Genomic DNA, 13931 nt, shown 5'->3' with positions numbered 1-13931 from the left:
TCCGAAGCCTTCCCATTTTTTCCGTAAATCCATTGCAAATATAAGCTTTTTTTCTAAAAATGCAAAATTATCTTAAGTATCAAGCAAATAGCGTAAGTTTCATTTACAATAAATTAAAAGAGTATGTCACAGGATTTTTATTACTTTTGTCTTTAGAATTTTAAAACAAACATTTTGAATATAACGATTGTAGGAACAGGTTATGTAGGATTAGTTACAGGAACTACTCTGGCAGAACTTGGCAATTCAGTATACTGTGTTGATATTGATGAAAAAAAAGTAGAAGGTATGAAAAACGGCATTGTTCCCATCTATGAGCCGAACCTTGAAGAAATGTTTTTAAGAAACATCCAGTCTGAAAGATTATTTTTCACTACCAATCTTAAAGAAGCTTTAGACAAAAGCCAAGTTATATATCTGGCATTACCTACTCCTCCGGGAGAAGACGGATCCGCAGATCTGTCTTATGTACTTCAGGTAGCCAATAATATTGGTGAAATGATGACTGAATACAAAGTCATTGTCAATAAAAGTACCGTTCCTGTAGGTACAGCAGATAGGGTAAGAGAAACAATCTCTTCCAAAACAGACATTCCTTTTGACGTAGTTTCAAATCCCGAATTCTTAAGAGAAGGATTTGCTGTTGAAGATTCAATGAATCCTTCAAGAGTTGTTGTAGGAGCAAGTTCAGAAAAAGCTAAAGACATTATGTCTAAAATATACCAGCCTTTTACCAATACAGGAATTCCCATCATCTTCATGGATGAGAAATCTTCAGAACTTACCAAATACGCGGCAAATTCTTTTTTAGCGGTAAAAATCACCTTCATGAATGAAATTGCCAACTATTGTGAAAAGGTAGGTGCAGACGTGGACAAGGTAAGACTGGGAATGGGTAGTGACGACAGAATCGGGCACAGATTTTTATTCCCGGGAATCGGATATGGAGGAAGCTGTTTCCCTAAAGACGTAAAAGCGCTTATAAAATCTGGAAAACAGGAAGATTTTAATTTCCAGATCCTGGAAGCTACTGAGACTGTAAATACCACCCAGAAAGTTATTTTAGTATCTGAAATTGAAAAATATTTCGGAGGAAGTATTGAAGGAAAGAAAATCGCCATGTGGGGACTAGCCTTTAAAGCCAACACAGATGACATCAGAGAAGCTTCATCTTTAGACAACATCGCTCTACTATTAGAGAAGGGTGCTGAAATCATTGCTTATGATGCTGTTGCGGAAAATAATGTTAAGAAACTTTTAGGTGATAAAATACAATATGCCAAAGGAATGTATGATGCATTGGAAGATGTAGACGCACTATTTATTGCTACTGAATGGCCGGAATTCAAAAATCCAAACTTTGAACTGATGGCTAAAAAAATGAAAAACAAAGTCATTTTTGACGGCAGAAATATGTATCCACTGGAAGTCCCTGAACAAAACGGATTTCATTATAAAAGTATAGGAAGAAAGACCATCTCAAAATAAATAAATGAAAAACATTATTATTACAGGAGGTGCCGGGTTCATCGGCTCCCATGTTGTAAGAGAATTTGTAAAAAACAATCCGGACACTAAGATCATCAACCTTGATGCTCTTACCTATGCCGGAAATCTTGAAAACTTAAAGGACATTGAAAATGAACCCAATTATGTTTTCGAAAAAGCAGATATCACAAAACCGGAAGAACTTAGAAAAGTTTTCGAAAAATACAATCCGGATGCAGTTGTACATCTAGCAGCAGAAAGCCATGTAGATAGGAGTATTACAGATCCAATGGCATTTATCAATACGAATGTAAACGGGACCGCTAATCTTCTGAATCTTTGCAAAGAGTTCTGGACATTAAATCCTGACCATACCCACGGCAGATTCCCGGATGAAAAAAGAAACAATCTTTTCTATCATATTTCTACCGACGAAGTATATGGGAGTTTAGGGGAAACAGGATTCTTTTTAGAAACAACATCGTACGACCCGCAATCTCCGTATTCAGCATCCAAAGCAGCTTCCGACCATTTGGTAAGAGCTTACGGAAACACCTATGGAATGCCTTTCATTGTTTCCAATTGTTCTAATAACTATGGCCCGAATCATTTTCCTGAAAAACTGATTCCGCTTTGTATTTCAAATATTATCAACGAAAAACCACTTCCTATTTATGGGGATGGAAAATATACCAGAGACTGGTTATTTGTAATTGATCACGCCAGAGCCATTCATCAGATTTTTAAGGAAGCCAAAACCGGAGAGACTTATAATATCGGAGGATTCAATGAGTGGCAGAATATTGATCTTGTAAAAGAGCTGATCAAACAAATGGATTCCAAACTGGAAAGACCGGAAGGCTATTCTGAAAAACTGATCACTTTTGTAAAAGACAGACCAGGCCATGATAAACGTTACGCCATTGATGCTACAAAATTAAATAAAGATTTAGGCTGGAAACCATCGGTAACTTTCGAAGAAGGTTTAGGAAAAACCATCGACTGGTATCTTGAAAACAAAGAATGGCTTGAAAATGTAACCTCAGGAAATTATCAGGATTACTACAACAAGCAATACAGCTAAATATATTGTTATTGAGATAACAGAGAAATAAAGCCTTTGTACTCAACAGAAATTCAACTCACAACACAAAAGAAATAAGCGCAACACGCACCAAAACATGAAAGGAATAATATTAGCCGGAGGATCCGGAACAAGACTATACCCTCTAACGATTGCAGTAAGCAAGCAACTGATGCCTGTTTACGACAAACCCATGATCTATTATCCGCTCTCCACACTACTTTTAGCAGGAATCAAGGATATTCTGATCATTACAACTCCACATGACCAGGCTGGTTTCATCAAACTTTTGGGCGACGGCTCGCAAATTGGCTGTAATATAGAATATGTTGTACAACCAAGCCCGGATGGTTTAGCACAAGCCTTTATCCTGGGTGAAGATTTTATAGGTAATGATCCCGCAGCACTGGTATTGGGAGATAATATTTTCTATGGTTCCGAAATGGGAACTTTATTGAAAAATAAAACCAATCCGGAAGGAGGAGTTGTTTTCGCTTATCACGTCGCAGACCCTGAAAGATATGGTGTAGTAGAATTTGATAAAAATCTGAAAGCCGTTTCTATTGAAGAAAAACCTTTAAATCCAAAATCAAACTACGCAGTTCCCGGACTTTATTTCTATGATAATAATGTAGTGGAAATTGCAAAAAATATCAAACCTTCTGCAAGAGGTGAACTGGAAATCACAGATATCAACAATGTTTACTTAAACAATGGAAAGCTTGAAGTAGCCGTACTGAACAGAGGAACTGCATGGCTGGATACAGGAACATTTGACTCTCTTCATGACGCTTCAGAATTTGTAAGTGTTATTGAAAAAAGACAAGGATTTAAAATTGGCTGTATTGAAGAAATTGCCTTCAGAAATAAATTCATTGACGAGGAAAAGCTGCTTGAAACAGCCACTAAATATGGTAAAAGTGGATACGGCGAATACCTGAAACAACTTGTCGGAAAATAACAAATATAATTTATAAAATTCATAGACTATTGGCTTTATGGCCAATAGTTTTTGTTCATACGCTCAAATATCAATATATTAGTTGTTGATTTTTAGTTTTATTGACTATGAAAATTCATAAACTAAGAGATACAGTAAGAATTAATTATTATAAATTTGCAAAAACTTACACAGATGAATGAACCACAACAAAAGTGGACTGAGACGATTGATGCAGATCATTCGTTATTTGACTTGAAGCTAAAAGAAGTCTGGAGATACAAAGATCTTGTTTATATGTTTGTAAAAAGAGATTTTGTGTCCAGCTTTAAGCAAACTATTTTAGGGCCAATCTGGTTTTTTATTAATCCTATTCTCACCACTATCGTCTATCTGGTAATTTTTGGAAGAATTGCCAAATTACCTACAGATGGAGCTCCACCCCTTCTTTTCTATCTGGCAGGAGTTACTCTCTGGAATTACTTTTCGGCATCATTACTTGCTACCTCATCTACTTTTACAGGGAATGCGGGAATTTTCGGAAAGGTTTATTTCCCAAGACTGGTTACTCCATTGTCTATTGTTATCTCCAACCTGATGCGATTTGGAGTACAGCTTATTTTATTTATTCTTGCATGGGCATATTATTATAGTAAAGGAGAGGCTCATCCTAATATCTGGATTCTTGCAACGCCATTTCTTATATTCTTAATGGCCCTTTTTGCATTAGGAGTTGGAATGATCTTTTCTTCACTTACTACAAAATATAAAGACCTGAGTATGCTTCTGGGTTTTGGAGTAAGTCTATATATGTATGCAACTCCAGTGATATATCCTGTTTCATCACTACCAGGGTTCTTTAAAAAGTTGGCTTATTATAATCCTTTAACCGGTATTTTTGAATGTTTTAAATATGCTTGGATAGGCGTTGGAGACTTTTCTCCTGCCATGCTGGGAATTAGTACTGCTATTATTCTTATCCTTTTAATGATAGGAATTGTTGTTTTCAATAAGGTTGAAAAAACCTTTATGGATACTGTATAACCTTTGTTGGTAAATTTTTTTATTAATTTAAAATCTTTTAGAATATGCTGTCTTTAAAAGCAGAAAATATATCCAAACAATATCGCCTGGGGCAAGTCGGGACAGGTACTCTCTCTCATGACCTTAACAGGTTCTGGCATAAAGTGAGAGGAAAGGAAGATCCTTATCTTAAAATTGGTGAGGCCAATGACAGAACCACAAAAGGATTATCAGACTATGTATGGTCTCTTCGTGATATTAATTTTGAAATCGGACAAGGAGATGCGGTTGGAATTATCGGCAGAAATGGTGCTGGGAAATCAACACTACTCAAGGTTTTAAGTAAAGTCACAAAACCTACAACAGGAAAGATCTATACAAACGGAAGAATAGCATCTCTCCTCGAGGTAGGAACAGGATTCCATCCTGAAATGACAGGAAGAGAAAACGTTTTCCTTAATGGTGCTATTTTAGGAATGACAAGAAAGGAAATCAAAAGGAAGTTTGATGAGATTGTAGATTTTTCCGGTGTTGAAAGATATATAGATACTCCTGTGAAAAGATATTCTTCAGGAATGTATGTCCGTCTGGCATTTGCCGTAGCAGCTCATTTAGAATCTGAAATCCTTATCGTAGATGAAGTTCTAGCAGTAGGAGATGCAGAATTTCAAAAAAAATGTCTCGGTAAAATGAATGATGTAACGAGAGAAGAGGGACGAACCATTCTTTTTGTCAGTCACAACATGACAGCCATTAAAGAGCTATGCACAAAAGGTATACTTTTAAATCAAGGACAAATTAGCTATCAAGGAGACATTCTCAATACAATCATAGAATATCAAAAAAGCAGCGCAAGAGAAAGTTCTTACCAGTATAATGGTAATCTGAACGAAGCTATAGGTAATGAAAATATCAGAATAAAAGAATTTTCAGTATCTCCTATTAATGGGGATTTACTAGATATTGATTCCGGAGTACATGTAAAACTTATTTTTCATAATTTCTGTCCGGATATTACCCTTGACACAACTTTTGAACTCAAAAATTATGAAGAATTGGTCATCTTTCATGTTGGGAAAGCTGTTGCAGAGAACAACAACTCAAAAATAGGTGAATATACTGTAGAATTTGATATTCCTGCTGGGCTTTTGAATGCCGGAAACTATTATTTCAAGCTTTACTTTGGGAAAGATCAAAAAATACTTTTATACGGAATTGATGAATTTATTGGATTTGAAGTAGAAAATGTAAAAGTTGGAACAATGATGCATATTTACCCAGGCGTTACAAGACCATTTTTTGAATACAAAGTACAAACACCATGATCCCGAAAATAATAGAACTCCCAAAAATATATGATAAAAGAGGAAATTTATCATTTTTTGAATATCCCAATCAACTTCCTTTTGAGATACAAAGGACATATTGGGTATATGATGTTCCTGGAGGAGAAGTAAGAGGAAGCCATGCTTTCAAAGAGCAGCAAGAATTTATTATTGCCCTTTCAGGAAGTTTTGATGTGGTCCTTCATAATGGAAAAGAAGAGCAAAGGTTTTCTTTAAACAGATCATATTACGGATTATATATTCCTAAAATGTTCTGGCGAAGATTGGAAAATTTTTCAACCAATTCATTAGCACTTATTGTCTCTGACAGGAAGTATGATGAAAATGATTATATAAGAGATTTCGAAGAATTTAAAATACTGACTGATGAAAAATAATATTTCTGTATTTGATTGTAGTGTTATTGATTTAGGTAAGATCAGTTTTGACGAAGGCAACCTTACAGTGGTTGAAAATAATTCATCATTTCCGTTTAATGTAAAAAGAGTTTTCTATTTATATGATATTGCGGGAGGAGAAAGCAGAGGCTCACACTCCCACAAAGAATGTCATCAGTTCCTGATTGCAACAAGCGGCAGCTTTGAAGTTTCTCTGGATGATGGGAAGTTCAAAAGGCAAGTCTTTTTGAACCGTCCTGATTTAGGATTACATATTCCTCCCGGCATCTGGGCTTCAGAAATTAATTTTTCTTCAGGAGCTATTTGCCTTGTATTAGCTTCACATACATATAACGAAAAAGATTATATCAGAAATTATGAGGACTTCTTAAGTTTTCATCAACTTACCCTTGTAGAATATACTCCAGAAATACTTAGTAAATCCTGGGATTGGCTCAATGAGCCGGAAATTAAACATTTAACAAGCACTCCTGATTTTTCAAAAGATGATCAGCAAAAATGGTTTTCTTCACTCAATCAAAATCCTACATATTGGGTCAAAGGTATCCGGTACAACAATAATATTATCGGTGTTGCCGGTCTTAAAAATATAAATATTGATGAAGGATCTGCCGAATATTTCGGATATATTGGAGAAAAGGAATATTGGGGAAAAGGATTAAGCACTGAAATTTTCAAACACATTTTTAAATTTGCTAAAGAAAAGCTCAATTTAAAAAGCCTATATCTAAAAGTTATAGCGGAAAATACAAGAGCTATAAAAGCTTATGAGAATGCAGGTTTTTTAAAACAGAATTCTACAGATTCTAATATAATCATGTCCATAAACTTATAAGATGGCTATTGAAATAAAAAAGTACAGAAAAGAGTATTATGATGAATGGAATCAATTCATCATAGAAAGTAAAAACGGACTTTTCTTTTTTGCCAGAGATTTTATGGAATACCATTCAGATCGGTTCAAAGATCATTCACTTCTTATTTTTAAAAATAATAAGATCACAGCTGTACTTCCTGCCAACGAATCTGAAAAACAGATTATCTCTCATGGCGGATTAACTTTTGGATCTTTAATTATATCCCATACTGTAAAAACCAGTGAAGTTCTGGAAATTTTTAATGAAATAAAGAAATACTATTCTGAGCTTTCTTTCAATGAAATAATATACAAAGGGATTCCCCATATTTTTCATAAATATCCTGCGGAAGAAGATTTGTATGCACTTTTCCGTAGTGATGCCAATCTTTACAGAAGAGATATTTCATCGGTTATCGATCTTTCACATCCAATCCGATTTTCAGAGACCAAAAGACAATTGGTAAGAAAATGTAAAGAAAATAATGTAATTATTACAGAAAATACAAATTTTGAAGAATACTGGAGCTTACTGTCCTCTGTTCTTCAGAAATTTGATACAAAACCAGTACATACAATAGAGGAAATCACTATTTTAAAAGAAAAATTTCCAGAAAACATAAGACTTTTCGAGGCTAATCAGGATGGCAGGATTTTAGCTGGTATTGTTATTTTTGATTTTGGAAACACCATTCATACTCAGTATATGGCAGCCTCATCAGAAGGAAGAAAAGCAGGAGCATTGGATTTTATCAATCATTTTCTTTTAGAAAAATTCAAAGACAGAAAATATTACAGTTTTGGAATTTCTACAGAAAACCAAGGCAAGTATTTAAATGAGGGGCTAATTCAGCAGAAAGAAAACATGGGAGCAAGAGGAATTGCTTTAGATTTTTATTCAATTAAACTTTAAACTATGATTAAATTTCTTGATTTACAAAAGGTAAACTTACAATATCAAAACGAAATAGAAGCTAAGCTTTTAGAAGTCTTCCGCTCCGGATGGTATCTTATGGGTAATCAGCTTGCTAACTTCGAAAAAAATCTTTCAGATTATATCGGAGCCAAACATGCTATTGGGGTTGCCAATGGCCTGGATGCTTTAAGACTTATTTTAAGAGCTTATATAGAACTAGGAGTAATGAATATCGGAGATGAAATTATTGTTCCATCCAATACTTATATTGCTTCTATTTTAGCTATTTCAGATAATGGTTTAATTCCTGTTTTGGTAGAACCGGAAATTAACACGTATAATATTGACATATCAAAAATTGAAGAAAAAATAACTTCAAAAACTAAAGGTATTCTTATTGTTCATCTTCAGGGTAGAATTATATTTTCTGATTCACTTAAAGAAATTGCAAGAAAGCATAACCTCAAAATTATAGAAGATAATGCTCAGGCAATAGGAGCAGAATGGAAAGGAATAAAATCAGGAAATCTTGGTGATGCAGCTGGTTTCAGTTTTTATCCAGGCAAAAATCTTGGTGCTTTGGGAGATGCAGGAGCCGTAACTACCAATGATGATGATTTAATGAAAGCCATCAGAGCTTTAGCCAATTATGGTTCCAATCAAAAATATGTAAATATATATAAAGGATTAAATTCCAGACTTGATGAAATTCAGGCAGCCGTTTTGGATATTAAATTAAAGTATATTGACAACGAAAATAAAATAAGAAGAGAGATTTCAAAGCGTTTTATTGACGAAATAAAAAATCCGGCAGTCATTCTGCCAGAATATCCGGCTGATGAAAATGAACATGTCTGGCATGTATTTGTTATCCGCTCCGAAAGAAGAGATGAGCTACAGTCTTATCTTACAGAAAATGGTGTGCAGACTTTAATTCACTATCCTATTCCACCCCATAAGCAAGAAGCCTACAAAGATTGGAATGGCCTGTCCTTCCCAATAAGTGAAAAGATACATCAGGAGGTTTTAAGCCTACCGATAAGCCCTGTAATGACCCACGATGATATAGAAAAAATAATCTCAGAATTAAATGATTTCAAATAAAAAGCTTATTAATATTGATAAGATTCTGAAAAAGAATTTAAAGCAAGCTATAATCAAAAAAAATTATGACTTTGCTTTACGATTAATAGAGTTATCTACACATCTAAAATATAATTATGCATTTAATGATACTCTATATGATCAAGAATTAGAAGGCTCTTTGAAACAAATTTCCAATTCTCTTTTTAAATCAGAAAAAATAATTCCCAACGAAAATGTTGTTTTATTCTATGATTACTTTGGCTATGATAACAGAGGATTAACTCAGCAATATCTAAGGGCATTACTAAGACTTAATAAACGAATTATTCTTGTCTTTGAAAATAAAAACAGACATTATAAAAACGAAGCAATTCTAGCCGAGATTGAGAACTATGATAATAAAGAAATTTATTATTTAGAAGGTAATAACAGAATAGAGCTGTGTGCAAACCTCATCAAAATTATCTTAGCAGAAAAGCCTGAACATATTTTAATGCATTTAATTCCCTGGGATACCATTGCTTATATGGCTTTCTATAAGGTACAAGGGATTAAAAGATACCAAATAAATTTAACGGATCATGCATTCTGGCTTGGGGTAGACATTACAGACATCAATATTGAATTCCGTTCATTTGGACAAAATTTATCTGAACAATTAAGAAATATTCCTAGTTATAAAAACAAAATACTACCGTATTATCCTATTTTGTCAGAAACTCCATTTCAAGGTTTTGATTTTGATACTAAAAACAAAAAAATAATATTTTCTGGAAGTACATTTTATAAAATTCTGGGAAATAACTTAGAATTCCTTGAAACAATACATAAGATTTTACAATTAGATGAAAATCTAATTTTCGTATTTGCCGGAAGTGGAAATGGTACAGCCATTCATAAATTTATTGATGACAATAAATTAAACAACAGAATATTCTTAATTGGCGACCGCTATGATTTATATGAAATTATGAAAAATGTAGATTATTATATTTCTACTTTTCCCTATATAGGTGCCTTAATGACACAAATTGCTGTTGCTTCAGGATTACCTGTTTTTGCTTATGTACATCCAAAAAATCTGGTAAGTGATATAAAAGATTTATTTTACAAATCTGATAGATTTAAAAACTTTGATAATTTAGATACATTAGTAACGGAATTTTCTATTGAATACAAAAAAAACACTCCAAAATCACTTTATAATAATCTGATGATTACTGAAGAAGAATTTTCTGAGAATTTACAAAAAATATTTAATGGAGAAAATCCGATGTCATTTTTAGAAAAGAAGTATGATGCATTTGAATCCTATCAAACATTTAATACCTTAATGATTGAAGCCGAAAACCTATATAATCCTGTTTTTGAAAATACCATTAATAAATTTTTAACGGGTAGCGAAAGATTTAAAATGTTTCAGGATTATAAATTAAGTTATTATAAAAAAGTTTTTAAAGAAAACAAAATAACATTTTTAAAAACAATATACTATCAAATAACAGGAAAAATATGAATTTTTTAAAGAAATATATTGTCAATTTTTTATTCGATGTACTGAATTCAAAGGCTTATAAAGCTCACACTCAAAATAAAATTAGTGAGTGGGCTAAGAAAAGTTTCAAAAGCTTTGGATCTAATTCTATATTACCTGAAGAACACTGGATAAAAAATCCTAAATATATTTCAATAGGAAAAAACTTCAGTTCTTTATTTCATTTACGATTAGAGGCCTGGGATCGTTTCCAAGGTCAAGAATTTCATCCTGAAATTGTAATTGGAGATAATGTGGTATGCAATTCCGATGTTCATATTGGAGCAGTCAATAAAATTGTCATAGGAAATAATGTCCTTATGGCCAGCAGAATATATATTTCTGACCATTCCCATGGTAATATAACAATTGATGATCTGGAAAATACTCCTGCTACAAGACCTTTATATTCAAAAGGTCCTGTTATTATTGAAGATAACGTTTGGATTGGTGAAGGAGTATGTATACTTCCAGGGGTTACCATTGGTGAGAATTCCATTATAGGCGCCAACTCTGTAGTAAATAAGAGTTTCCCAAAAAACTCAGTCATTGCAGGAATTCCCGCCAGATTAATAAAAACATTAGAAAACTGATTATGAAAAAAATAAAACCCCTTGCATTTTATCTCCCTCAATATCATCCCGTCCCGGAAAATGACGAATGGTGGGGAAAAGGTTTTACAGAATGGACCAATGTAAGCAAAGCCAAGCCTTTATTCGAAGGACATGAACAGCCTATATTCCCTGCAGATCTTGGATATTATGATCTGCGTGTTCCTGAAGTAAGAGAACAACAGGCCCAGATGGCAAAAGATTATGGAGTACATGGGTTTATCTTTTATCATTACTGGTTTGGCAGCGGCAAACAATTGCTGGAACGTGTTGCAAATGATGTACTGAAATCAGGAAAACCGGATTTCCCTTTCTGCTTCTGTTGGGCCAATGAAACATGGTCAGGAATATGGCACGGACTGTCAGAGAAAATACTAGCAGAACAGACCTATCCTGATGAGCAGGATTTAATTGCTCATTTCGAATATCTGCTTCCTTTCTTTAAGGACGAAAGGTATATCAAAGTGGATAATAAGCCTCTTTTCATCATTTATGATCCTAATCATTTAAATGAAGGAGATCCAAACTATATCTCAAAATTCAGAGAGCTTGCCAGAGAAAACGGATTTGATGGATTGTACGTGATGGCTTCCAATAAACTTTCTGATGCCATTGATTTTCAATCTATGGGATATGACAGTAAAATTTCCAATGCCTTTCAGAAAGCCTGGGTACCGCATATTAATAAAAAGGAATACATCTCGCATTCTCAATATTATAAAAATAGAATAAAAGGATTAATTGGATTTAAGAAAAAAGAACAACCTAAAGTCAGAATTCAGGATGCTCAAGAGGTCGTAAATGACTTGAAATTTGAAGAAAGCAATGTTCCTACCTATCCATGTATACTACCTAATTGGGACAATACCCCAAGAAGCGGGTACAGAGGCATCATATTGGCTAATAATTCTCCGGAACTATTCGAAAAGCAGATTGAGAAGGCAGTAGAATATCTTCAAGATAAAAAAAATTATCCAGAGCAGTTTCTTATTGTTAAATCATGGAACGAATGGGCAGAAGGAAACATCCTGGAACCGGACAGAAAAAATGGCTTCGGATATTTGAATGCATTAAAAAAAATCTTGAATAAACACAGTAGAAATGAGTAAATTCAGTATTCTTATTGCCAATTATAATAATGGTCACTTTTTTGAAAAATGTTACCAGAGTTTAATGGTTCAGACTGAAACAGACTGGGAAGCAGTAATTTTGGACGATGGCTCTACTGATGATTCTCTTGAAGTCATAAAAAAAATTATAGGCAATGATCAACGGGTTAAAATCAATCAAAATGATCAGAACAGAGGAATCGGATATACCAAAAAGAGATTAATACAGCTTGCTGAATCTGAAATATGTGGTTTTTTAGATCCTGATGATGCGTTGACACAACACGCCCTGGAATCTGTTGTAAAAACCCATGCTGAATACCCTGAAGCAGGCATGGTCTATTCTAATCTGGTATTTTGTGATGAACATCTTAATCCGAAATCAGTACATAAAGCTAAGCAGATTACTGAGCTGGATCACTCATACTATAATTTTAATGGAGAAATTTCACATTTTGCAACTTTTAAAAAAAAGATATACGAAAAGACTTCCGGTATTGATCCATTTTTAAAAATCGCTGAAGATAAAGACTGGTACATGAAAATGTGCGAAGTAGCTCCCGTAAAATATATTGATGAAGATTTGTACCTGTACAGAATTCATCAAAATGGAATATCTACCACAAAAAATACAGAAAAAGCCCTTTTCTGGCATTGGGTAGCTCTTATTAAAATGGCGGAAAGAAGAAATATCAATATTGAAGATCTTTTTCTGGAAAATTATATCCCGAAAAACAAATACAAATATACCCTTGATAAGCTGGATCGTGTGAAGAATTCACGATGGGCAAAACTGGGAAATAAACTTGGACTATTTAAAATCTTCAGATACCTGTAAGATTTTTTAAACCGTTTAGATAAAAATATATGATTATTGGCAATGGAATTTTGGCAACAGCCGTAAGACCTTATGACAGGGAAGATATCCTTTTTTTTGCATCCGGGGTTTCCAATTCTCTGGAAAAGAATCCGGCAGAATTCGAAAGAGAAATCACTCTGTTAACAAAAGTGACAGAAGAATTTCCGGATAAAAAACTGGTTTATTTTTCAACCTGCAGTATTTATGATCCTACAAAAAAAGACAGTCCATACGTTAATCATAAACTTAATGCTGAAAAACTCATTACGGAGCACTGCAAAAACTTTATCATTTTCAGAATTGGAAATGCAGTAGGCCGTGGAGGAAATCCAAACACGTTGATTAACTTCCTTAAGAACTCAATTGTGTCCGGAACTCAATTCACAATACACAACAATGCAAAGAGAATTCTCATTGGCACTGATGATATTGCTTTATTTACAAAACAGTATATTGATGTACTGAACAATGAAATTATTAATCTCACCTACCCTTATCAGTACTCTCTTCCTGAAATCTTGTTTCAGCTGGAACAGCATTTAGGAAAAAAAGCAGTGTTTGAAAATATTGACGAAGGTTCTTATTATAACATAGAATTTAATCCCCGTACAGAATCTTTTTTCACTGGAATTTCTTCTGAGGATTATTTAAAAAAATTATTTTCAGCATATTTATAAAGTA

At 33.7% G+C, this 13931-nt stretch carries 14 protein-coding genes; all 14 read left to right on the top strand.

What is annotated here, in order from left to right; genetic code table 11:
• Positions 1 to 174: 174 nt before the first annotated feature.
• Complete coding sequence (locus REB14_RS14475) at positions 175 to 1488, top strand: UDP-glucose dehydrogenase family protein (protein WP_079240170.1); 1314 nt, start codon at positions 175 to 177, stop codon at positions 1486 to 1488.
• A gap of 4 nt (positions 1489 to 1492) precedes the next feature.
• Positions 1493 to 2572 (top strand): dTDP-glucose 4,6-dehydratase, encoded by a 1080-nt coding sequence (gene rfbB, locus REB14_RS14470; protein ID WP_079240169.1) that lies wholly within the window; start codon positions 1493 to 1495, stop codon positions 2570 to 2572.
• A 97-nt stretch (positions 2573 to 2669) separates the two neighbouring features.
• On the top strand, positions 2670 to 3533 hold the full coding sequence (rfbA, locus tag REB14_RS14465; protein ID WP_079240168.1) for a glucose-1-phosphate thymidylyltransferase RfbA: 864 nt from the start codon (positions 2670 to 2672) through the stop codon (positions 3531 to 3533).
• A gap of 174 nt (positions 3534 to 3707) precedes the next feature.
• Positions 3708 to 4556 carry an ABC transporter permease gene (locus tag REB14_RS14460; RefSeq protein ID WP_034691447.1) on the top strand — a complete coding sequence of 283 codons (849 nt, stop codon included), beginning with the start codon at positions 3708 to 3710 and terminating at the stop codon, positions 4554 to 4556.
• Between the two features lie 44 nt (positions 4557 to 4600).
• Positions 4601 to 5860 (top strand): ABC transporter ATP-binding protein, encoded by a 1260-nt coding sequence (locus REB14_RS14455; RefSeq protein WP_079240167.1) that lies wholly within the window; start codon positions 4601 to 4603, stop codon positions 5858 to 5860.
• A complete protein-coding gene (locus tag REB14_RS14450; protein ID WP_079240166.1) occupies positions 5857 to 6258 on the top strand; it encodes a sugar 3,4-ketoisomerase in 402 nt (133 codons plus the stop codon). The genes REB14_RS14455 and REB14_RS14450 overlap by 4 nt, the downstream gene beginning before the upstream one ends.
• Positions 6248 to 7114 carry a GNAT family N-acetyltransferase gene (locus tag REB14_RS14445; protein WP_079240165.1) on the top strand — a complete coding sequence of 289 codons (867 nt, stop codon included), beginning with the start codon at positions 6248 to 6250 and terminating at the stop codon, positions 7112 to 7114. The genes REB14_RS14450 and REB14_RS14445 overlap by 11 nt, the downstream gene beginning before the upstream one ends.
• Position 7115: 1 nt before the next feature.
• Positions 7116 to 8048: a GNAT family protein gene (locus REB14_RS14440; RefSeq protein WP_079240164.1), complete on the top strand. Its 933-nt coding sequence runs from the start codon at positions 7116 to 7118 to the stop codon at positions 8046 to 8048.
• 3 nt (positions 8049 to 8051) lie between these two features.
• Positions 8052 to 9155 carry a DegT/DnrJ/EryC1/StrS family aminotransferase gene (locus tag REB14_RS14435; RefSeq protein ID WP_079240163.1) on the top strand — a complete coding sequence of 368 codons (1104 nt, stop codon included), beginning with the start codon at positions 8052 to 8054 and terminating at the stop codon, positions 9153 to 9155.
• Positions 9142 to 10653, top strand: a complete 1512-nt coding sequence (locus tag REB14_RS14430; protein ID WP_079240162.1) for a glycosyltransferase family protein — start codon at positions 9142 to 9144, stop codon at positions 10651 to 10653. Before REB14_RS14435 ends, REB14_RS14430 begins: the two co-directional genes overlap by 14 nt.
• On the top strand, positions 10650 to 11264 hold the full coding sequence (locus REB14_RS14425; protein WP_079240161.1) for an acyltransferase: 615 nt from the start codon (positions 10650 to 10652) through the stop codon (positions 11262 to 11264). Before REB14_RS14430 ends, REB14_RS14425 begins: the two co-directional genes overlap by 4 nt.
• Positions 11265 to 11266: 2 nt before the next feature.
• Positions 11267 to 12391: a glycosyltransferase WbsX family protein gene (locus REB14_RS14420; RefSeq protein WP_309522505.1), complete on the top strand. Its 1125-nt coding sequence runs from the start codon at positions 11267 to 11269 to the stop codon at positions 12389 to 12391.
• Entirely contained in the window at positions 12384 to 13229 is an 846-nt protein-coding gene (locus REB14_RS14415) for a glycosyltransferase family 2 protein (RefSeq protein WP_309522504.1), read from the top strand. Before REB14_RS14420 ends, REB14_RS14415 begins: the two co-directional genes overlap by 8 nt.
• A gap of 29 nt (positions 13230 to 13258) precedes the next feature.
• The gene (locus REB14_RS14410) at positions 13259 to 13927 is read left to right on the top strand and encodes an NAD-dependent epimerase/dehydratase family protein (protein WP_079240158.1); all 669 of its coding nucleotides are present in this window, start codon (positions 13259 to 13261) and stop codon (positions 13925 to 13927) included.
• Positions 13928 to 13931 lie beyond the last annotated feature (4 nt).

It is taken from the genome of Chryseobacterium metallicongregator (assembly GCF_031324065.1).
Taxonomy (GTDB): Bacteria; Bacteroidota; Bacteroidia; order Flavobacteriales; family Weeksellaceae; genus Chryseobacterium; species Chryseobacterium metallicongregator.
This window is presented reverse-complemented; position numbering and strand designations above follow the sequence as displayed.

What these genes read in the sequence shown, in the direction of transcription:
- REB14_RS14440 (WP_079240164.1), top strand. Translation starts at nt 7,116, where the DNA reads ATGGCTATTGAAATAAAAAAGTACAGAAAAGAGTATTATGATGAATGG.
- REB14_RS14460 (WP_034691447.1), top strand. Translation starts at nt 3,708, where the DNA reads ATGAATGAACCACAACAAAAGTGGACTGAGACGATTGATGCAGATCAT.
- REB14_RS14425 (WP_079240161.1), top strand. Translation starts at nt 10,650, where the DNA reads ATGAATTTTTTAAAGAAATATATTGTCAATTTTTTATTCGATGTACTG.
- rfbA (WP_079240168.1), top strand. Translation starts at nt 2,670, where the DNA reads ATGAAAGGAATAATATTAGCCGGAGGATCCGGAACAAGACTATACCCT.
- rfbB (WP_079240169.1), top strand. Translation starts at nt 1,493, where the DNA reads ATGAAAAACATTATTATTACAGGAGGTGCCGGGTTCATCGGCTCCCAT.
- REB14_RS14435 (WP_079240163.1), top strand. Translation starts at nt 8,052, where the DNA reads ATGATTAAATTTCTTGATTTACAAAAGGTAAACTTACAATATCAAAAC.
- REB14_RS14445 (WP_079240165.1), top strand. Translation starts at nt 6,248, where the DNA reads ATGAAAAATAATATTTCTGTATTTGATTGTAGTGTTATTGATTTAGGT.
- REB14_RS14455 (WP_079240167.1), top strand. Translation starts at nt 4,601, where the DNA reads ATGCTGTCTTTAAAAGCAGAAAATATATCCAAACAATATCGCCTGGGG.
- REB14_RS14430 (WP_079240162.1), top strand. Translation starts at nt 9,142, where the DNA reads ATGATTTCAAATAAAAAGCTTATTAATATTGATAAGATTCTGAAAAAG.
- REB14_RS14415 (WP_309522504.1), top strand. Translation starts at nt 12,384, where the DNA reads ATGAGTAAATTCAGTATTCTTATTGCCAATTATAATAATGGTCACTTT.
- REB14_RS14410 (WP_079240158.1), top strand. Translation starts at nt 13,259, where the DNA reads ATGATTATTGGCAATGGAATTTTGGCAACAGCCGTAAGACCTTATGAC.
- REB14_RS14420 (WP_309522505.1), top strand. Translation starts at nt 11,267, where the DNA reads ATGAAAAAAATAAAACCCCTTGCATTTTATCTCCCTCAATATCATCCC.
- REB14_RS14450 (WP_079240166.1), top strand. Translation starts at nt 5,857, where the DNA reads ATGATCCCGAAAATAATAGAACTCCCAAAAATATATGATAAAAGAGGA.